Below are 17,593 nucleotides of genomic sequence, written 5' to 3' on the forward strand. Positions count from 1 at the left end.
GTACGCGCGCGCGATCTGCGCGGGCTCGGGCAGGCGCACGCGTTCCAGCAGGTGGAGCGCCCGTTCGCGGGCCTCCTGGCGGGAGCGGCCGTGCAGGGTCATGACCTCGGCGACCTGGGCGCCGATGCGCATGAGCGGGTTCAGCGCGGTCATCGGCTCCTGGAAGACCATGGAGACGTCCTGGCCGCGCAGGCGCTTCAACCGGCTCTCCGGCACGCCGACCAGGTCGTGCTCGCCCATCCTTGCCTTGCCCGTGGCGGTGACGCCCTCGGGGAGCAGTCCCATGAGCGACAGCGCGGTCAGCGACTTGCCGGAGCCGGACTCGCCGATCAGCCCGACCCGTTCGCCGGGTGCGATGGCGAACGACACCTCGTGCACGAGCTCCAGCTCGTCCGCCCGTACGGTCAGCCCCTCAACGCTCAGCACGGATCCTCCTGAGCTTCGGGTCCAGATAGTCGCGCAGGCCATCCCCCAGGAGATTGAAGCCGAGCACGGCCAGTGCGATCGCCAGGCCCGGCCAGAGGGCCAGGCGCGGGGTCGAGAACAGCAGTTCCTGCGACTCCTGCAGCATCCGCCCCCACGACGGGGTCGGCGGGCGGGTGCCGAAGCCGAGGAACGACAGCGCCGCCTCGGCCAGGATCGCGATCGCGAACGACACCGACGCCTGCACGATGAGCACGGAGCCGATGTTCGGCAGCACGTGCCGCACGGCGACGGCCGTGCGGCGGCGCCCGGCGGCCCTGGCGGCGAGGATGTAGTCGGTCACCATGACCTGGAGCGTGGCTGCGCGCGCCACCCGGGCGAACGCGGGCACCGTGGCCACGCCGATCGCGATCATCGCGGTGAGCGTGCCGGCCCCGTAGACCGCGCCGAGCATGACGGCCAGCAGCAGCGCGGGGAACGCGAACACCAGGTCGTTGACCCGCATGATCAGCTCGGAGAGCCAGCCGCGCGGCGTCATCCCGGCGACCACGCCGAGCGGCGTGCCGATGACGGCGGCGATGCCGACGGCCACGATGCCGACGTAGAGGGTGGTCCTGGCGCCGACCATGAGCTGGCTGAACGTGTCGCGGCCGAACTTGTCGGCCCCCAGGAGGTAGCCGCCGCCCGGCTGCCGGAGCTTGCGTGCGGCGTCCACGAGCGTCGGGTCGTGCGGCGTCCAGAAGAACGACACGACCGCCGCCAGCACCACGAGCCCGACCAGTACTCCGCCGACCACCAGCCCGGCGTTGATCCGGCCTCTCATCGCAGCCTCGGGTCGAGCAGGTGGTAGGCCACGTCCACCACGAAATTGATCAGCAGCACGGCCACCACCAGCACCATCACCACGCCTTGAACGAGCAGCAGGTCACGCCCGGCGACGCCGTTGAGCAGCAGGTCGCCGAGGCCGGGGATGACGAAGACCCGCTCGACCACGACCGCGCCGATCAGGAGTGTGGCCAGTTGCAGGCCGAGCACGGTGACGACGGGGATCGAGGCGTTGCGCAGGCCGTGCCGCCACAGGGCGCCGGTGCTGCCCCTGCCCTTGGCGCGGGCCGTGCGCAGGTAGTCCTCGCGCATCACGTCGAGCACGGCGCTGCGCACGTACCGGGTGAGCACCGCGCCCTGCACGAGCCCGAGCGACAACCACGGCAGCAGCAGGCTGCGCAGCCACTCCCCCGGATTCTCGGCGATCGGCACGTAGCCGCCGGACGGCAGCGCCTGGGCCTGCACGGCGAACACGAACACCAGCAGGATGCCCGCCAGGAACGCCGGGATCGCGATGCCGACCTGGCTGACCGCGCTGATGGCCGCCCCCAGGGGGTTGCGGTGCTGCACGGCGGCGAACGTGCCCAGCGGCACCGCGATGGCCAGCGCCACCGCCATGCCGCCGAGCACGAGCACGGCCGTGACGCCGAGCCGGTCGCTGATCTGCGGGCCGATGGGCGAGCTCGTCACGTACGAGGTGCCGAAGTCGCCGTGGACGAGCCCGCCGAACCAGTCGAGGAACTGCACGACCGGCGCCCGGTCGGTGCCGAACTGCTTGCGCAGCGCCGCCACCGCGTCGGGGGTGGCGTTCACGCCGAGCGCGATCTCGGCCGGGTCGCCGGGCAGCAGGGCCATGAACGCGAACACCACCACGCCGGCCACGGCGGTGCTCGCGACGAGCACCGCCAGGCGTTTGATCAGGTAAAGCGTCACTGCTGCTTGGAGAGTGCGGTGAAGTCGAAGGACTCGGCGATGGCGTTCTTCGGCAGCCCGGTGACGCCCTTCTTCGCCACGATCAGGTTCGGGAAGAGGAAGAGCCAGTCGGCCGCCGCGTCGTCGGACAGCAGCTTGGCGGCCTTCTTCAGGTCGTCGGACTGCTGCTGCTCGGTGCCCTCGTCGGCGGAGGCGAGCAGCTTGCCGAACTCGGGGTTGTCGTAGCGGAAGTAGTACGACTTATCGGCAAATATGCCCATGTCTCGGGGTTCGACGTGGTTGATGATGGACAAGTCGTAGTCGCCCTGCTTGAACACCACGTCCAGCCAGCGGGCCGGGAACTCCAGGGGCTCGATCTCGGCGTTGATGCCCACCTGCGCGAGCTGCGACTTGACCACCTGGGCGCTCGCCACCGCGTACGGCAGGTTGGGGATGCGCATCTTGACGCTGAGCGTCTTGCCGCCGAGCAACTGCTTGGCCTTGGCCGGGTCGTACGGGTAGTCGCCCGTGCGGTCCTCGTACCAGGGGTCGGTGGGCGGCACCATCGAGCCGATCAGCTGGCCGCGCCCGGCCCAGGCGGTCTCCAGCAGCGCCTTGTGGTCGATCGCGTAGCGGACGGCCTGCCTGGCCTTCTTGTCGTTGAACGGCGGGCGGCTGTTGTTCATCGACAGCACGACCTCGCCGTTCGTGGTGCCCTCGACCGTCTGGAAGCGGTTGGGGTCGGCGAACTGCTGCAGCGACTCCGGCGCCTGCACACTGGAGATGACGTCGATGCCGCCGGTCAGCAGCGCGTTGTTCATCGCCGTGGCGTCCTTGAAGTACTTCAGCGTGATCGACGACAGCGACGGCTTCGTGCCCCAGTAGGAGGGGTTCGCGCTGAGCTGGATGGAGTCGCCGCGCCGCCACGAGCCGAGCGTGTACGGGCCGGTGCCGACGGGCTTGTTGGCCAGGTCGGAGACCCCGGTCCGGCTGAACATGGCGCCGAGCCTGGTCGCCATCGAGTAGAGGAAGCCGTTGCTCGGCTTCTTGAGCGTGACGACGGCGGTGGAGTCGTCCTTCTTCTCCACCTTGTCGACGACGTCGAGCTGGGCCTTGATCTTGAGCTTCCAGTCCGTCTTCACCCGGTCGAGCGAGAACACCACGTCGTCGGCCGTGAACGGCGCGCCGCTGCTGAACTTGACGTTCTTGCGCAACGTGAACGTGTAGGTCTTCCGGTCGGGCGAGACCTCCCACTTCTCGGCGAGCAGCGGCACGATCTTACCGTCCTGGTCGAGCTTGACCAGGCCCTCGTAGACGTTGACCAGCAGTGCCTGGGGAATGGCGGCGCCCTCGGTCGAGGTGAAGTCCAGGTTCGCGGGCTCGGCCACGAATCCCACGGACAGCGCCTGGGTCTTGGGAGCGCTGGAGCCGCCCCCGCCGCTGGAGGTGCCGCCACAGGCGGCCGTGGCCAGCAGGAGACCGCCGGCGGCGATCCAGATCCCGATTCGCCTCATGTCTTACAGCCTCCTGGCTAGTGCACTGGTCGGACCAGTAGGCTACGCACATTGCCAGTCGACGGCGGCTCGGGTCAAGGGGGCTTACATGGGTGGTCCACGTTTCGAGCCGGTGCGTACCGTACGCGCCTACGAACGGGTGGTGGAGCAGGTCGAGGAGGCCATCGAGAGCGGCTCGCTCTCACCGGGCGAGCGGCTGCCGAGTGAGCGGGAGCTCATGGTGCAGTTCTCGGTCAGCCGGTCCACCGTGCGCGAGGCGCTGCGGGTGCTCCAGGCGCGCGGGCTGGTGCGGTCTCGGCCCGGGGATCCGAACGGGGCGGAGGTGCTGCCGTTCTCGCCCGCCGCGCTGCACAAGTCGATGACGACCCTGGCCAGGGTGGAGGAGCTGTCGCTGGCCGAGCTGGTGCAGTTCAGGATGGTGCTCGACTCCTCGGCCATCCTGCTGGCCGCGCGGCTGCGCACCGACGCGGAGCTCGCCGAGATGGCCTCGGCTGTCTCGTCCATGCGGGAGGCCGTGGAGGCGGGCCGGGACGCGTTCGGCGAGGCCGACGTGGCCTTCCACGACGCGGTGGCGCGGGCGAGCGGCAACAAGCTCATCCAGATCTGCACGGACGTGGTCCGCTCGATCGTGCTCAAGCTGGTCTCGGAGAAGATCGCCCACGCTGACGACCGGGAAGCGCTGATGCGGCAGAGCATCCAGCACCACGAGGAGGTGCTGGACGCCATGCGGGTGGGCGACGGCCCGCTGGCCGCCCGGCTGTCCAGGAAGGCGATGTACGACTACTACGCGGGCTACGTCCCGGCCGGCGAGCGCTCCTCCCTCCGGGCCCTGCTGGACTGACGCCCTTCCATGTGTCGCGCGGCCATGGGACCGCCCAGGTCGGCGAAGGTAGCGGGTGTTATGTTGCGTGCGTGGCGGGCGTGGATGGGGATGGGCTGATAGAGGCCTTTCTGCGCGAGCCGCGCCGCTACACCAGCCACCAGGTCGCCGACATGGCGGGGGTGCCGGTCTACCGCGCGCGGCGGTACTGGCGTGCCCTGGGGTTCGCGAACGTGGCCGACGACGCGGTCGAGTTCACCGACTCCGACGTGGAGGCGCTCAAGACGATGCTCGGCCTGGTCAGCTCGGGCGTCTACAGCGAGGAGCACATGCTGCTGGTGGCCCGCTCGCTCGGCAGCGCGACCACCAGGCTGGCCGAGTCGCAGGCCGAGCTGGGCGTCGAAACCCTCGACCAGGCGGGCGTCCCGCTGGCGGAGCGCCCACGGGCCTGGCGGCGGCGGGCCGAGCTCGTGGTGCCCGACCTCGCGCGGCTGCTCGTCTACGCCTGGCAGCGCCAGCTCGCCGCCGCCGCGGGGCGCATGGCCGAGCAGGACATGAGCGCGGTACGCCTGGCCGTCGGTTTCGCCGATCTGGTCGCGTTCACCCGGCTGAGCAGGCAGATCACGGGGAGCGAGCTGTCCAGGCTGATCGACAGGTTCGAGGGGCGCTCGGCCGACATCGTGACCTCGACCGGCGGGCGGGTGGTCAAGACGCTGGGCGACTCCGTGCTGTTCGTGGCCGACCAGGCGCACGTGGCGGCGGAGATCGCGCTGCGCCTGGTGGAGACGCACGCGCGGATCAAGGACATGCCCGAGCTGCGGGTGGGGCTGGCGTCCGGGCCGGTGATCTGGCGCATGGGGGACGTGTTCGGCACCACGGTGAATCTGGCCAGCAGGCTCACGGCCCTGTCGCTGCCGGGGACGATCCTGGCGGATCCCCAGTTCGCGGAGGAACTGGAAGGTGACCGGGCGTTCCGGCTGCGGGAGGTCAACCGGCTGTCGGTGCGCGGGCTGGGTGAGCTGGCCCCCTTCACGGTGAGCCGCGCCGGCTCGGTCTGACCCTGGGGTTCGTCGGGCTGCGGTGACCTGCCGCGAGCCTCGTTGGAGTGGGTGGGCAACCTCGTGTCGCGGTCGATGCGTCACTACCGTCGGCAGGCTCCGATCAGAAGGCAGGTCAAGTTGGCGGATAGGGCGATATTTCAGGACTTCGTGGTGGCCAGGTCGGACCGGCTGTTACGCATCGCGTACCTGCTGACCCGCGAATGGGCGACGGCGGAGGATCTGCTGCAGGAGTCGCTGGCCAAGGCGTGGTTCGCCTGGCCGGGCATCGACGAGCCCGAGGCGTACGTGCGCAGGGTCTTGGTGACCACGTACACATCCTGGTGGCGCCGCAGGTGGCGCAGCAGGGAGCTGCCCAGCGGCGACCTGCCGGACGAGCCCGCGCGCGACGACGCGGGCCGACGCGAGGAGCTGTGGGAGGCGGTCGGCCGGCTGCCCGCCAAGCAGCGCGCGGTGATCGTGCTGCGCTTCTACGAGGACCTGCCGGTGGCGGAGGTGGCCAGGCTGCTGGGCTGCCAGGAGGGCACGGTCAAGAGCCAGACCGCGAAGGCGCTGGCCAAGCTGCGAGTGGACGAGTCGATCGTGAAGGAGCTGCACCGATGACCGTGCAAGACCTGCGTGACGTCCTGCGTGAGCAGGCCGAGTCCCCCTCGCCCGCGAACCCGTACCGGCACGACGAGGTCCGCTCCCGCATCCGCAGGACCAGCCTGCGCAGGCGCGTGACGTCGGGCGCGGCGGCGGTGGCGGTCGTCGCGGCCGGGATCTACCTCATCCCCGGTACGGCCACCGTGCCGGACCGCGACAGGACGGCGACGGCGGCGGCCCGGCCCGGCCGCGAGACGACCGCCGAGCCCGCCGGGCTGCCGGAGTCGTTCACCTCCGCCGACGGAACCGCGTACCGCCGTCTGGCCACCGCCATGCTCAAGGCGGAGGGCGTCAGGAAGGTGTCGTTGAAGGTGCCGGTCTCCGGCAAGCCCATCGACGTGGCCGGGCTGTGCGACGGCGAGTTCAGCGATTCCGCGCCGCGCGTCGCCGTGAACGGCGTGCGCACCGGCAGCGGCCCGGACTTCGGGGCATGCCACAAGAGGACGCAGCTGCGGCCGCTGGTCGTGCCGGCGAACGCGACGGAGGTCACGGTCACCTTCGACATGACCAGGTCCGGGTCCGGGGGCTGCCCGCGCAAGATCAAGAACTGCGAGCCGCGCACGTACGAAGACACCGACTGGAGGGTGGCCGTCTACGAATGGACGCCGCCCGCCCAGCCGGTCGAGCCGGCACCGGTCAAGGCGTTCCCCACCCGGGCGGGCGGCATGCAGCTTGCCCGCTCCGCGACGGGCGTGTGGCCGCAGGACGCCTCCTTCACGCTCACGGTCAGGAGCAAGAACGGGAAGATCGGCATCGACCAGCTCTGCACGGGCGACCTCGCCTCCCGGATGTGGTTCCAGTTCCGGATCGACGGGGAGCTGTCCTCCTCCGTGTCGAACTGCGGCGTCTGGCAGGAGGGCAAGCCGTATCCGATGGCCATGGCCTTGATCCCGGTGCCCAAGGGCAAGCAGGTGACGATCAGCGGGAAGATGAGCCTCTGGGGCGAGTACACCAACCGCCCGGTTCGCTGGTCGGTCGGAGTCTTCGTAAAGTAGCTCGGGTGACGGAACGCGCTGCCATCGAGGGCAGGCTGGTGGACGCCGACGCGCGCTTCATGCTCCACGCGCGCTACGGCCACTTCACCGCCATGCAGGTCAGGGACCGCCGCGTGCGAGGGCTCGAGCTGCACTTCGAGCGGCTGGAGGCGGCCAACGCGGAGCTCTTCGGGGTGCCGCTCGACCGGGCCGCGGTGCTCGGCTCCATCCGGGCAGTGCTCGGCGACGACGTGCGTGACGCGAGCGTGCGCGTGTACGTCGTGGAGACCGACCGGCCGCACGTGATCGCGACCGCCGCCCAGCCTCACCAGGCGCCCGCCCGTCCGCAGAGCGTGAAGCCGGTCGCCTGCCAGCGCTATCTGCCGCACATCAAGCAGGCGTCCGGCATGATGCAGGCCCACGTCGGGCGGCAGGTCGAGCGCGAGGGCTTCGACGAGGCGCTGCTCACCACCGACGACGGCCTGATCAGCGAGGGCTCGATCACCAACCTGGGCGGCTTCGCCGACGGCCGCCTGATCTGGCCGGACGCGCCGATGCTGCGCGGGATCACGATGCGGCTGCTGGAGCGATTGGACGTCCCGCAGGAGCGGCGGCCGCTGAAGGCCGCCGACCTGCCGGGATTCGACCAGGTGTTCCTCTGCAACTCCTGGGGCGTGTGGCCGGTCGGCCGGGTGGACGAGGTGCCGCTGCCCCAGGACGCCGGGCTGATGGCCCGTCTCCGCGATCACTACGACCGTATTGCGTGGGATCCTCTGGATTGAGCCCTCTGTCGGGTACGATCGCCGAAATCGTTCTGCGATCGCAAGGGAACCCCGCATGACGACTCGCCGGCACGCCATCGGTGATCTCCTCCGTCGTTCCGCCGCCCGCCACCCGTCCAAGACCGCCATCGTGTACGGCAGCCTGCGCCAGAGCTACGCCGACCTCGACCTCGCCGTGAACCGCACGGCCAACGCCCTGGCCGCGCGCGGCGTCGGCAAGGGCGACCGGTTCGCCGTCTTCAGCCACAACAACCACGCGTTCGTGGTGACGTACTTCGCGCTGGCGCGACTGGGCGCGATCTCCGTGCCGATCAACTTCATGCTCGGATCGGCTGAAGTCGCGTACATCCTGGAGCATTCGGGAGCGACCGGGATCCTCGTGGAGGAGGCGCTCCTCCCGGTGGCCGAGGCGGCCGTCGGCACCCAGGTCAGGGTGCGCGGCGTGATCGGGTCGGCGGACGGCTGGGAGCCGTTCGCGGAGTGGGCGGCCTTCGGCGACGTGTCGGAGCCGCAGGTGGAGATCGCCGACGACGACCCGATCCAGCTCATGTACACCAGCGGCACCGAGTCCCGCCCCAAGGGCGCCACGCTGTCGAGCCGTAGCCTGATCGCCCAGTACGTCACGTGCGTGGTGGACGGCGAGATGAGCCACCACGACGTCGAGGTACACGCCCTGCCCCTCTACCACTGCGCCCAGCTCCACTGCTTCCTGACGCCCGGCATCTACCTCGGCGCCACCAACATCGTGCTGCCCGGCCCGAGCCCCGCGGCGATTCTGGCCACGATCGAGGGCGAGCGGGCCACCAAGCTCTTCTGCCCGCCCACTGTCTGGATCAGCCTGCTGCGCCACCCCGACTTCGACCGCCGCGACCTGTCGTCCCTGCGCAAGGGCTACTACGGCGCCTCGATCATGCCCGTGGAGGTGCTGAAGGAGATCGCCACCCGCCTGCCGGACGTCCGCCTGTTCAACTTCTACGGCCAGACCGAGATGGCCCCGGTCGCCACGATCCTCGGCCCGGAGGAGCAGCTCACCCGGCTCGGCTCGGCCGGCAGGGCGGCCCTCAACGTCGAGACCAGGATCGTCGACGACCAGGACCGGCCCGTGCCATCCGGCGTGGTCGGCGAGATCGTCCACCGCAGCCCGCACGCCATGCTCGGCTACTGGAACGACCCCGCCAAGACCGCGGAGGCGTTCAGGGGCGGCTGGTTCCACAGCGGCGACCTGGGCGTCATGGACGCCGACGGCTACCTGTCCGTGGTGGACAGGAAGAAGGACATGATCAAGTCGGGCGGCGAGAACGTGGCGAGCCGCGAGGTGGAGGAGGCCATCTACCAGCATCCGGCGGTGGCGGAGGCGGCGGTGTTCGGGGTGCCGGACGAGAAGTGGATCGAGGCGGTGACGGCCGCGGTGGTCCTGCGCGAGGGGGCGGGGGTGACCGAGGCCGAGCTGACCGCGTTCCTGCGGGGGCGGCTGGCGGCCTTCAAGACGCCCAAGCGGGTGGTGTTCGTGGACGCCCTGCCCAAGAACGCCTCGGGCAAGGTGCTCAAGCGGGAGCTGCGCGACGCGTTCCCCGCGTAGTTCAGGGGGCCTTGCCCAGGAGGTCGGCGGCGATCTGGCGGATCACCACGCGCTGGATCTTGCCGGTCGCCGTCTTCGGCAGCTCGTCCAGGACCAGGACCTCGCGGGGGCGCTTGAAGGAGGCCAGACCGTCCCGGCAGAATCCGATGAGCTCGCCGGCGTCCACCGTGCGGCCCGGAGCGGACACCACGCAGGCCACCGGCTTCTCCAGCCCTTCCTTGTCGATGTAGGCCACGACGGCGCATTCGCCCACCGACTCGTGCTGGAGCAGCCTGGCCTCGACCTCCATCGGCGACACCCAGATGCCGCCCGCCTTGATCATGTCGTTGGAGCGGCCGAGGCACTGGAAGAAGCCGTCCTCGCCTCTGATGTAGGTGTCTCCCGTACGCAGCCACTCGCCCAGGAACACCTGGCGGGTGGTGGCCGTGCGGCACCAGTATCCGGTGGCCACCGAGTCGCCGCGGACGTACAGGTGGCCGGGCTCCCCGTCCTTGACGGGGGCGCCGGAGTCGTCGAGCAGCTTGGCCTCGTAGCCGGGTACGAGGGTTCCCGAGCTGCCCGGCCGCACCTGGCCCGGGCGGTTGGAGATGAAGATGTGCAGCGCCTCCGTGGATCCGAGGCCGTCGATGATGTCCACCCCGAAGCGCTGGGTGAAGCGGCGGTGGATCTCGGCGGGCAGCGCCTCGCCTGCCGACACGGCCAGCCGTACCGACTCGAAGGCGTCGTCGGGGGCGTCGGAGGCGAGCAGCGCCGCGAAGAACGTCGGGCCTGCGAAGAACAGCGTCGGCCGCTCCTCCATCACCCGCGCGACCACGCCGGCGGGGATCGGCCGCGCGGGGTCGAGGATCGTCGTGGCGCCCGCGGCCAGGGGGAAGAACATGGAGTTCCCGATGCCGTACGCGAAGAACAGCCGCGCGACCGAGAAGCACCGGTCGTCGGGGCGGATGCCGAGGATCTGGCGCCCGTACCCCTCGTAGACGTCCTGGATGGCGCCGTGCCGGTGCATGGCCGCCTTGGGAGCGCCGGTGGTGCCCGAGGTGTAGAGCCAGAGCCCGGGCGAGTCGCGCCAGCTGTCGTAGGCGTGGCTCGCTGTCCGGCCGGATTCCAGTACGTCGGACCACCGGCATACCGGCACCTCCGCCGCGGCTTCCGACGCGTCGGTGAGTGCTTCCGTATGGATGAGCACGGCCACGTCGGGGGTGTGCGGGACGGCTTCCAGCACCGCCGGCGCGAACTCGGGGGTGGCCACGACGACCCTCGCCCGCGAGTCGCGGATGAGCTCGGCGAGCTCGGCGGCGTTGTACATGGTGGAGACCGGTACGGCGACCGCGCCCATGCGCATGACGGCCAGGATCGTGATCACTGTCTCCGGGCGGTCGGACATGACGAGCAGGACCCGCTCCTCCGGCCTGACGCCCAGCGTTCGTAACCCGGCCGCGAAATCGGCGACGTGGGCGGCGAGCTGCGCGTAGGTCAACGTGCCCGCGGGGCCGGTCACGGCGACGTGATCCCTTCGGCCCGCTTCGACCTGGCGGTCCACGAGAAAGACGCTGGCGTTGAACGATTCGGACGTCATGGGCGTCCCCATCCGCAGGCGTATATACGTAGCCAAATCTTCTACATGGAATTGATGGCCCGTCAATGACTTGTAGCATTGAAGTACCGAACGTCATGCTCTCGAAAGGAGCCCTGAGCCCCGTGCCCACCCCCTGGCCCTCCGGCGCCGGCGGCCGTCAGGCGAGCGCCAAGGCGCTGCTCCTGACCGTGTTCGGCGAGTTCGTCCTGCCGGACGGCAGGCCCGCATGGACGTCGACGCTGCTGCACGTGCTCGGCGGTCTCGGCATGGAGGAGAAGTCGGCCCGGCAGGCCCTGTCGCGGATGGCGGCCGACGGGTGGATCTCCTCCGAGCGCTCCGGCAGGCGGGTGCGGTGGGCGCTGACGCGGCGCGGGCGCGAGTTCCTGGCGGAGGGGGCCGAGCGCATCTACGCCTTCGGGCGGCGCCGCGAGTCGTGGGACGGCCGCTGGGTCGTCCTGATCACCACCGTGCCCGAGTCCAGGAGGGAGCTGCGCCACCAGCTCCGCGCGGGGCTGACCTGGGCGGGCTTCGGCAGCCCCGTGCCCGGGGTGTGGGTCAGCCCGCACGCCGCCCGCGAGGCCGAGGCCAAGCAGGTGGTCGAGGGCCTTGGGCTCGAGCTGTCGGCGTACTCCTTCAACGGGCCGTACGCGGGGATCGGCTCCGAGCGCACCCTCGTCGACCAGGCGTGGCATCTCGGGGAGCTGGCGGCCCAGTACCAGGGCTTCCTCCAGGAGTTCGCCGGCCTGCGCCCCAAGCCGGGCGATCCCGTGCTGCTGGCCCAGATCCGCCTGGTGCACGCCTGGCGCCGCTTTCCGCGGCTGGACCCGGAGCTGCCTCTGGAGCTCCTGCCTCCGGACTGGATCGGCGTACGCGCCGCCAACGTCTTCAACGACCTCCACGACACCTGGCGCCCCGCCGCCCGAACCCGCTGGTCCGAGCTCTGCACCGACTGACCGTGGCTCCGGACGGCGACCTCCGACGGGACACTGCACGGACGGCGACCGCCCGCAGGGCACGCCGCGCCCCGTGATCTCCGGCCGCGCGCGGCGGAGTCGGCGCATCCCTTCCCCGCGCCCCTCAAGGACCCCAGCCCGGACGGCGGGAGCCCCCCGCCCCCTCGGAGACGAAGCGCGCGTATGGCACAGCACCGCCGGCCATCGGCATCCGCCCATCCCTCCAAGAGGTCATAGATGGACGTACTCGTACTCGAACGGCCGGCCGTTGATGCCGTTGCGGGGTGGCGCCACCCAGGCGGCGATCTTCCCCGGTTCGTAGACGGGACGCATCAGGGCCTGGACCCGTGCCTTGTCCTGCGCCGTCGGCAACCAGCGCTCGCGGGACGCCTCCCAGGTCATGGGCTCGGCAACGCGCCCGTCCGGCGAGATGTGGTGCCCGGCGAACATACCCACCTGGCGGTTGAATCCCACATGCGGCAAGTAGAGCGTCGCGTCGAGACCGTAGTCGGCGAGAATCCGGTTCCACCGGTTGACGCCGGTGCCGCAGTCGGCGATGTACTCGCCGCGCAGGTCCGCGTTGAGCGCCGTGAGCGCGGGGAGCTCGACGTCGACCAGCCGTCCCTGATCGACCTGCGGCACGGCGGCGGCCGCCTCGGTGAGCAGGTGATCGTCCTTGCGCCGCTCCTCCTGCCATCGCCCTTTGAGCCCGGCGGTGAAGTAGTTGGCCACGTTGGTGGACGTTTCGCCGCCGAAGAGATCGAGGCTCACGCTGTAGTGGAAGTTGATGTACTTCTGGATGACGTCGAGCGGGATGCCGCCGTACTCCCAGATGTCGTCGCCGTCGTGCTCCCGCATGAGCTGCGCCGTACGCTCCACCACCCGATCCACGCCCGTGGTCCCCACGAACATGTGGTGGGCCTCCTCCTTGAGCATGAACTCGCAGGTACGGCTCAGCGGATCGAACGCCGACTCCTTCAGCGTGCCGAGCTGATACTTCCCATCCCGGTCGGTGAAGTACGTGAACATGTAGAACGACAGCCAGTCCGGCGTCTCCTCGTTGAAGGCGCCCAGGATGCGCGGGGAGTCCTCGCTGCCCGAGTTGCGCATCAGGAGCGCCTCGGCTTCATCCCGCCCGGACCTGCCGAAATAGGCATGCAACAGATAGACCATGGCCCACAGGTGCCGTCCTTCTTCCACGTTCACCTGGAAGAGGTTGCGCAGGTCGTAGAGCGACGGGGCGGTGAGTCCGAGGCGCCGCTGCTGCTCGACGCTGGCCGGTTCGGTGTCGCCCTGGATGACGATGAGTCGCTGCAGGTCCGCACGGTACTCGCCGGGGACCTGCTGCCAGACGGGCTGCCCCTTGTTCTGGCCGAACGCGATGCGCCGGTCGGTGTCACGTTCGGCGAGGAAGATGCCCCACCTGTACTCCGGCAACGCCACGTGGTCGAAATGCGCCCATCCTTCCCGCCCGACCGCGATGGCCGTACGGAGATAGACGTCCTGGGTGGGCAGCGCCGGCCCCATCTCCGACCACCACTGCAGGAAGCGAGGCTGCCACGACTCCAGTGCCCGCTGCAGGCGGCGGTCCTCGGCGAGGTTGACGTTGTTCGGTATGCGCTCGGAGTAGTCGATGGACATCTCAGACCCTCTTCCTCATACTTCGACAGCCCGCGCCGGGATGCGCCTCACACCCGCGTCCGGTCGTACGCGGGCCGCTGACCGGTGCCGTAACGGCGCAGCGCGCCTTCAGGACTCGAGGCGTTGGGACGGGTGAAGATCCAGTTCTGCCAGGCGGCGAGGCGGCCGAAGATCTTGGTTTCCATGGTCTCGGGGCCGGCGAAGCGGTGGTTGGCCTCCATGCCGGTGAGCGCGTCGGGGCTCAGCGCGGCACGTTCCTCCAGAGCCAGACGCACCTCGTCATCCCAGTCGATGTCATCGGGAGCGAACGTCACCAGCCCCAGCTCCAGCGCCTCGGCCGCGTCGATCCGCCGCCCGGCCTCCTGCTCCAGCTTGACCACCTGATCAGGCTCGGCGTGGAACCGCGACGCGAGCCGGGACAGGCCGTTCCCCATGGGGTAGTCCCCGAAGTTGGCGCGCGTCAGCTGGATGGCGCTGGGTTTCTCGGGGTCGTCCAGCATGTACTGCCGATCGCAGGCCAGAGCCAGCTCCAGTAGCGGCCCGGCGAAGCAGCTGCCCGGGTCGATGAGCGCGATCAGGCTACGACTTGTGACATCCAGCCGCTTCAACGTCCGCTTGAAGTAGTGCTTCATTTCGCCGTAGGGCCACTCGTCGGTCGTGATGTCGTACGCCAGGACCGCGTCGATGTCACCCTCGGTCCTGATCACCCACGTGCCCCGCTCGAGCTCGTTGGTCCGCAGTCGCAGGATGAGGTCGTCGAGCTCCCTGGTCATCCGCAGGAACCAGTGGTCCTCGCCGACGGCCCGGCCGGACCCGCCCTCGGCCACCCCGTCATCGCCGGCGCCATCGCCACCGCCGAGCCCATGACCACCAGCACCGAGATCGCCACCGGCAAGCCCGGGACCACCGACTTCGCCACCATCGGGTCCGCTGAGTCCGCCGCCGGCCTGGGCCCCGTTGCCCTTCTCGGGGCCGTACACGGTGATGGTGACCGTGTGGTCGTCCAGCTCGGCCTTGACCGTCGAATACACGTAGCCGTCGGGGCGCAGCGGAGGCAAGGGGATGGGTGTGGCCGTGGCCGGGCGGCGGGAGCGGGCGGCGGCTTCGGCGGCGCGGCGGCGTACGGTCTCCTCGAACTTGCTGCGCGGCACCGCCTCATCGACGAGTTTCCACTCCACCGCGCGCTGCCCCCGCACCCCCTCGCTCCGGGTCGCGAACACGTCGGCCACGTCCTTACGGACGCCGCGCTTGTCCGTGAGACGGGTCAGGCCGCCCGTGCCCGGCAGGACGCCCAGCAGCGGGACCTCGGGGAGAGACACGGCCGTGGAACCGTCATCGATCAGGATGATCCGGTCGCAGGCGAGGGCGATCTCGTAGCCGCCCCCGGCCGCGGTGCCGTTGATGGCGGCGAGGTACGTCTGCCCGGAGTGGGCGGTCGCGTCCTCGATGGCGTTGCGGGTCTCGTTGGTGAACTTGCAGAAGTTCACCTTCCAGGCGTGCGACGACTGCGCGAGCATGCGGATGTTCGCGCCCGCGCAGAACACCTTGTCCAGCCCTCCGGTGATGACGACCGCGCGGACCTGCGGGTGCTCGAAGCGGAGGCGCTGGACCGCGTCGTGGAGCTCGATGTCCACTCCGAGGTCGTACGAGTTGAGCTTGAGGTCGTACCCGGGGACGATGCCGCCGCTCTCATCGACCTTGAGCACGATCCTGGCGATCTCGCCGTCCACCTCCAGCCGGATGTGGCGGTACCGGCCTGGATCGGTGTCGAACGACACCTCTGGGTGTCCGGTCATGCCTTCAAGTTCAACAGCGACCGCTAGTCACGTCAAGAGTATGTAGTGCTTTTGAAGTAGATGCGCAGTGCGTTGCCCGCGAGGGCCATGGCGAGGGTGTCGTCGTCGAGGCCGAGGCCCGCCAGGGCGCGGGCGTTGCGCGCTATGCCGGGCACGCCGGGCCAGTCCGTGGCGAAGACGAACTTGCGGGCCAGCCGCCGCAGGTCGAACCGCTGGTAGTAGTCGGGCAGCCGGGCGGGTGGCAGCCCGGACAGCTCGATCCAGACGTTCTCGTGCATGAGGGCGAGGAAGGCCGCCTGGTCGTACCACCAGCCGCGCCCGCCGTGCGCGAGCACCACCGTGAGCTCGGGGAAGTCGCGCAGGACGGGGTCGAGCAGCTCGGGCGCGGCCATGGCGTTGGTCGAGCCGGGGAACGTGCTGGTGCCGCAGTGCACGACGACCGGCAGGCCGCGTTCGGCGCAGGTCTGGTACGCGGGGTACATCATGGGGTCGGCCGCAGAGAAGCCGCCGTGCACCGGGTGGATCTTGAGGCCGACGGCGCCGAGTTCCACTTGTCTCAGCAGTTCCGCGGCGATCGGGTAGTGCAAGTGCGGGTTGACGTTGGCCAGGAACGCGAACCGGTCCGGATTGTGCTTGACGATCGGCAGCAGGTCCTCGACCGGCTGGATCCCGGTGACCTTGGGGCTGTACTCGCAGAGCAGGATGGCCCGGTCCACGCCCTCGGCCTCCAGCAACTCGTCGAACGCCGCCGGAACGACCACCCCGTCCTCATCGAACGCCGACCGCCACCCGGGAGCTCCGTACCGCTCGGCCCATCGCGTCCAGGCGGGCTTGAGCGTGGACAATCTGGGCGGATGCAAGTGGGCGTCTACCAGCAGTCGTCCGTCGAGCATGCCCCGACTGTATACACGCTCTTATCGGATCATCAACGATTTGTAGACCATTCGTGCAGGGCGAAGGGGATCTGGTCCAGGACGTTCGCGATGGCGGCCGCCGGATAGTCGACCATGTCGCTGGGCAGGTCGTCCAAGGGCCACCAGGCGAGTTCCGAGCACTTGTCCGGTTCGGCGTTGTACGGGTCGCCGGTCCACTCACGGGTGGCGAAGAAGAGGCCGACGCGTTCTGGGGCGCGGTGCATGACGTGGGCGAACGCGAGGTCGTCCGGGTCGATCGCCACGCCCACTTCCTCCCTCGCCTCCCTGACGGCCGCCTCGGTCACCGACTCTCCGGCCTCGAGGTGACCGGAGGGCAGGTGCCACAGTCCGTCTCCGTAGCCGGTGCCTTTGCGCCTGCCGAGCAGGACGTGGGTGTCGCGGAGGAGGAGCACGTGCACGTCGACGATGGCCCGGAAACGCTGCCGCGGTGTTGCGTGGCCAGGGTCGCTCTCGAGGATCCGGCTGTCTGGCGCCGGTCTTCCCTGCCCGTCGCCGCCCGGGGAGCCGGACGCCTGGGCCGGCACGGGCACTTGGGCCGGATCAGGCGACTGCGGCTGGTCGTCGGGCTCGGGTGCTTGGCGAAGCGCTGGCGACGGGCGTGAAAGCGGCCGGCGGTCGAGGGCTTGGGTCCATTTGACCGCGACGGCGGCCACCTGGATCAGCTCGGCTCGCAACCGCTCGGTGTCCGTCTCCGCGAACGCCTCCAGCACCTCCTCCGCCAGGATGTGCCTCCACGTCAGCGCCCCGCCCTCGGCCGCCGCCTCCGTCTCGCGCCTGGCCCGATCGGACTCGGCCACCGTCCCCTCGTCACCGGTCCCGTCAGGCAGGATCTGCATGCCCCACATCGCGTCCTGCGCCGCCCGCTCGGCCGCCACGTCCGTGAGCGCCTTCGCCAACGACCCCGGCACACCCGCGTCGCCATCGTGTGTCATGGCCACCAGTTTGGCCCGTCCGGGGCACGCGACGTACCGCCGCCCACCGCACGCGACCCATCGAGTGTCGGCCAGGGTCAGGGCGAGGGCGGCGGTCAGGGCGGGGATGGCGAGTTTACGCATGATGTGCTTTTAGAGCGTGTACGAAGTTCGGATCTTCAGGCTGGCCGGAGGCTTCGGATCCATAAGACGGCTCCGCGTAGGTGCAGGCCGGCCAGATAGCTGTCG

16 protein-coding genes are annotated in these 17,593 nt (G+C 70.0%); 7 read left to right on the top strand and 9 right to left on the bottom strand.

The features are described from left to right. The 4 genes from AB0J09_RS31230 to AB0J09_RS31245 form a co-directional block, all read right to left on the bottom strand. The coding region (locus tag AB0J09_RS31230; protein ID WP_360698762.1) for an ATP-binding cassette domain-containing protein at window positions 1–426 on the bottom strand (426 nt) is incomplete at its 3' end. Further along, a complete protein-coding gene (locus tag AB0J09_RS31235; protein WP_360698764.1) occupies window positions 413–1,246 on the bottom strand; it encodes an ABC transporter permease in 834 nt (277 codons plus the stop codon). The genes AB0J09_RS31230 and AB0J09_RS31235, both read right to left, overlap by 14 nt. Further along, window positions 1,243–2,181, bottom strand: a complete 939-nt coding sequence (locus tag AB0J09_RS31240; protein ID WP_360698766.1) for an ABC transporter permease — start codon at window positions 2,179–2,181, stop codon at window positions 1,243–1,245. The genes AB0J09_RS31235 and AB0J09_RS31240 overlap by 4 nt, the downstream gene beginning before the upstream one ends. After that, window positions 2,178–3,674: an ABC transporter substrate-binding protein gene (locus AB0J09_RS31245; protein WP_360698768.1), complete on the bottom strand. Its 1,497-nt coding sequence runs from the start codon at window positions 3,672–3,674 to the stop codon at window positions 2,178–2,180. The genes AB0J09_RS31240 and AB0J09_RS31245 overlap by 4 nt, the downstream gene beginning before the upstream one ends. An 88-nt stretch (window positions 3,675–3,762) precedes the next feature. Between AB0J09_RS31245 and AB0J09_RS31250 the strand changes: the two genes are divergently transcribed. The 6 genes from AB0J09_RS31250 to AB0J09_RS31275 all read left to right on the top strand — a co-directional run bounded on the left by AB0J09_RS31250 (window position 3,763) and on the right by AB0J09_RS31275 (window position 9,532). Next, a complete protein-coding gene (locus AB0J09_RS31250; protein WP_360698769.1) occupies window positions 3,763–4,515 on the top strand; it encodes a FadR/GntR family transcriptional regulator in 753 nt (250 codons plus the stop codon). Window positions 4,516–4,586: 71 nt separating this feature from the next. Then, window positions 4,587–5,552: an adenylate/guanylate cyclase domain-containing protein gene (locus AB0J09_RS31255; protein WP_360698771.1), complete on the top strand. Its 966-nt coding sequence runs from the start codon at window positions 4,587–4,589 to the stop codon at window positions 5,550–5,552. Between the two features lie 120 nt (window positions 5,553–5,672). Further along, entirely contained in the window at window positions 5,673–6,155 is a 483-nt protein-coding gene (locus tag AB0J09_RS31260; protein ID WP_360698773.1) for a SigE family RNA polymerase sigma factor, read from the top strand. Then, window positions 6,152–7,192, top strand: a complete 1,041-nt coding sequence (locus AB0J09_RS31265) for a hypothetical protein (protein WP_360698775.1) — start codon at window positions 6,152–6,154, stop codon at window positions 7,190–7,192. Before AB0J09_RS31260 ends, AB0J09_RS31265 begins: the two co-directional genes overlap by 4 nt. A gap of 5 nt (window positions 7,193–7,197) precedes the next feature. Continuing rightward, entirely contained in the window at window positions 7,198–7,953 is a 756-nt protein-coding gene (locus AB0J09_RS31270; protein WP_360698777.1) for an aminotransferase class IV, read from the top strand. Between the two features lie 55 nt (window positions 7,954–8,008). Further along, window positions 8,009–9,532 carry an acyl-CoA synthetase gene (locus AB0J09_RS31275; RefSeq protein WP_360698779.1) on the top strand — a complete coding sequence of 508 codons (1,524 nt, stop codon included), beginning with the start codon at window positions 8,009–8,011 and terminating at the stop codon, window positions 9,530–9,532. A gap of 1 nt (window position 9,533) precedes the next feature. On the opposite strand, the gene AB0J09_RS31280 is transcribed toward AB0J09_RS31275, so the two are convergent. Continuing rightward, window positions 9,534–11,108: a benzoate-CoA ligase family protein gene (locus tag AB0J09_RS31280; RefSeq protein ID WP_360698781.1), complete on the bottom strand. Its 1,575-nt coding sequence runs from the start codon at window positions 11,106–11,108 to the stop codon at window positions 9,534–9,536. Window positions 11,109–11,230: 122 nt separating this feature from the next. On the opposite strand from AB0J09_RS31280, the gene AB0J09_RS31285 reads away from it, so the two are divergent. Next, the gene (locus AB0J09_RS31285) at window positions 11,231–12,061 is read left to right on the top strand and encodes a PaaX family transcriptional regulator C-terminal domain-containing protein (RefSeq protein WP_360698783.1); all 831 of its coding nucleotides are present in this window, start codon (window positions 11,231–11,233) and stop codon (window positions 12,059–12,061) included. A gap of 231 nt (window positions 12,062–12,292) precedes the next feature. Here the strand turns inward: AB0J09_RS31285 and boxB are convergent, their stop codons facing one another. From boxB to AB0J09_RS31305, 4 genes are read right to left on the bottom strand one after another with little or no spacing between them, the layout of a single operon-like run. Beyond that, window positions 12,293–13,702 (bottom strand): benzoyl-CoA 2,3-epoxidase subunit BoxB, encoded by a 1,410-nt coding sequence (boxB, locus tag AB0J09_RS31290; protein WP_360698785.1) that lies wholly within the window; start codon window positions 13,700–13,702, stop codon window positions 12,293–12,295. Window positions 13,703–13,749: 47 nt separating this feature from the next. Continuing rightward, a complete protein-coding gene (locus AB0J09_RS31295; RefSeq protein WP_360698786.1) occupies window positions 13,750–15,498 on the bottom strand; it encodes an enoyl-CoA hydratase-related protein in 1,749 nt (582 codons plus the stop codon). 32 nt (window positions 15,499–15,530) lie between these two features. Continuing rightward, window positions 15,531–16,391: an amidohydrolase family protein gene (locus AB0J09_RS31300; RefSeq protein ID WP_360698788.1), complete on the bottom strand. Its 861-nt coding sequence runs from the start codon at window positions 16,389–16,391 to the stop codon at window positions 15,531–15,533. Window positions 16,392–16,423: 32 nt separating this feature from the next. Beyond that, window positions 16,424–17,488, bottom strand: coding sequence for an NUDIX domain-containing protein (locus AB0J09_RS31305; RefSeq protein ID WP_360698789.1), 1,065 nt, complete (start codon window positions 17,486–17,488; stop codon window positions 16,424–16,426). Between the last annotated feature and the right edge of the window lie 105 nt (window positions 17,489–17,593).

The organism is Nonomuraea sp. NPDC049784 (assembly GCF_040659615.1).
GTDB lineage: Bacteria > Actinomycetota > Actinomycetes > Streptosporangiales > Streptosporangiaceae > Nonomuraea.

Coding starts and splice junctions, on each gene's coding strand:
- AB0J09_RS31235 (WP_360698764.1), bottom strand. CDS start 1,246: ATGAGAGGCCGGATCAACGCCGGGCTGGTGGTCGGCGGAGTACTGGTC.
- AB0J09_RS31245 (WP_360698768.1), bottom strand. CDS start 3,674: ATGAGGCGAATCGGGATCTGGATCGCCGCCGGCGGTCTCCTGCTGGCC.
- AB0J09_RS31250 (WP_360698769.1), top strand. CDS start 3,763: ATGGGTGGTCCACGTTTCGAGCCGGTGCGTACCGTACGCGCCTACGAA.
- AB0J09_RS31265 (WP_360698775.1), top strand. CDS start 6,152: ATGACCGTGCAAGACCTGCGTGACGTCCTGCGTGAGCAGGCCGAGTCC.
- AB0J09_RS31275 (WP_360698779.1), top strand. CDS start 8,009: ATGACGACTCGCCGGCACGCCATCGGTGATCTCCTCCGTCGTTCCGCC.
- AB0J09_RS31280 (WP_360698781.1), bottom strand. CDS start 11,108: ATGACGTCCGAATCGTTCAACGCCAGCGTCTTTCTCGTGGACCGCCAG.
- boxB (WP_360698785.1), bottom strand. CDS start 13,702: ATGTCCATCGACTACTCCGAGCGCATACCGAACAACGTCAACCTCGCC.
- AB0J09_RS31295 (WP_360698786.1), bottom strand. CDS start 15,498: ATGACCGGACACCCAGAGGTGTCGTTCGACACCGATCCAGGCCGGTAC.
- AB0J09_RS31300 (WP_360698788.1), bottom strand. CDS start 16,391: ATGCTCGACGGACGACTGCTGGTAGACGCCCACTTGCATCCGCCCAGA.
- AB0J09_RS31305 (WP_360698789.1), bottom strand. CDS start 17,488: ATGCGTAAACTCGCCATCCCCGCCCTGACCGCCGCCCTCGCCCTGACC.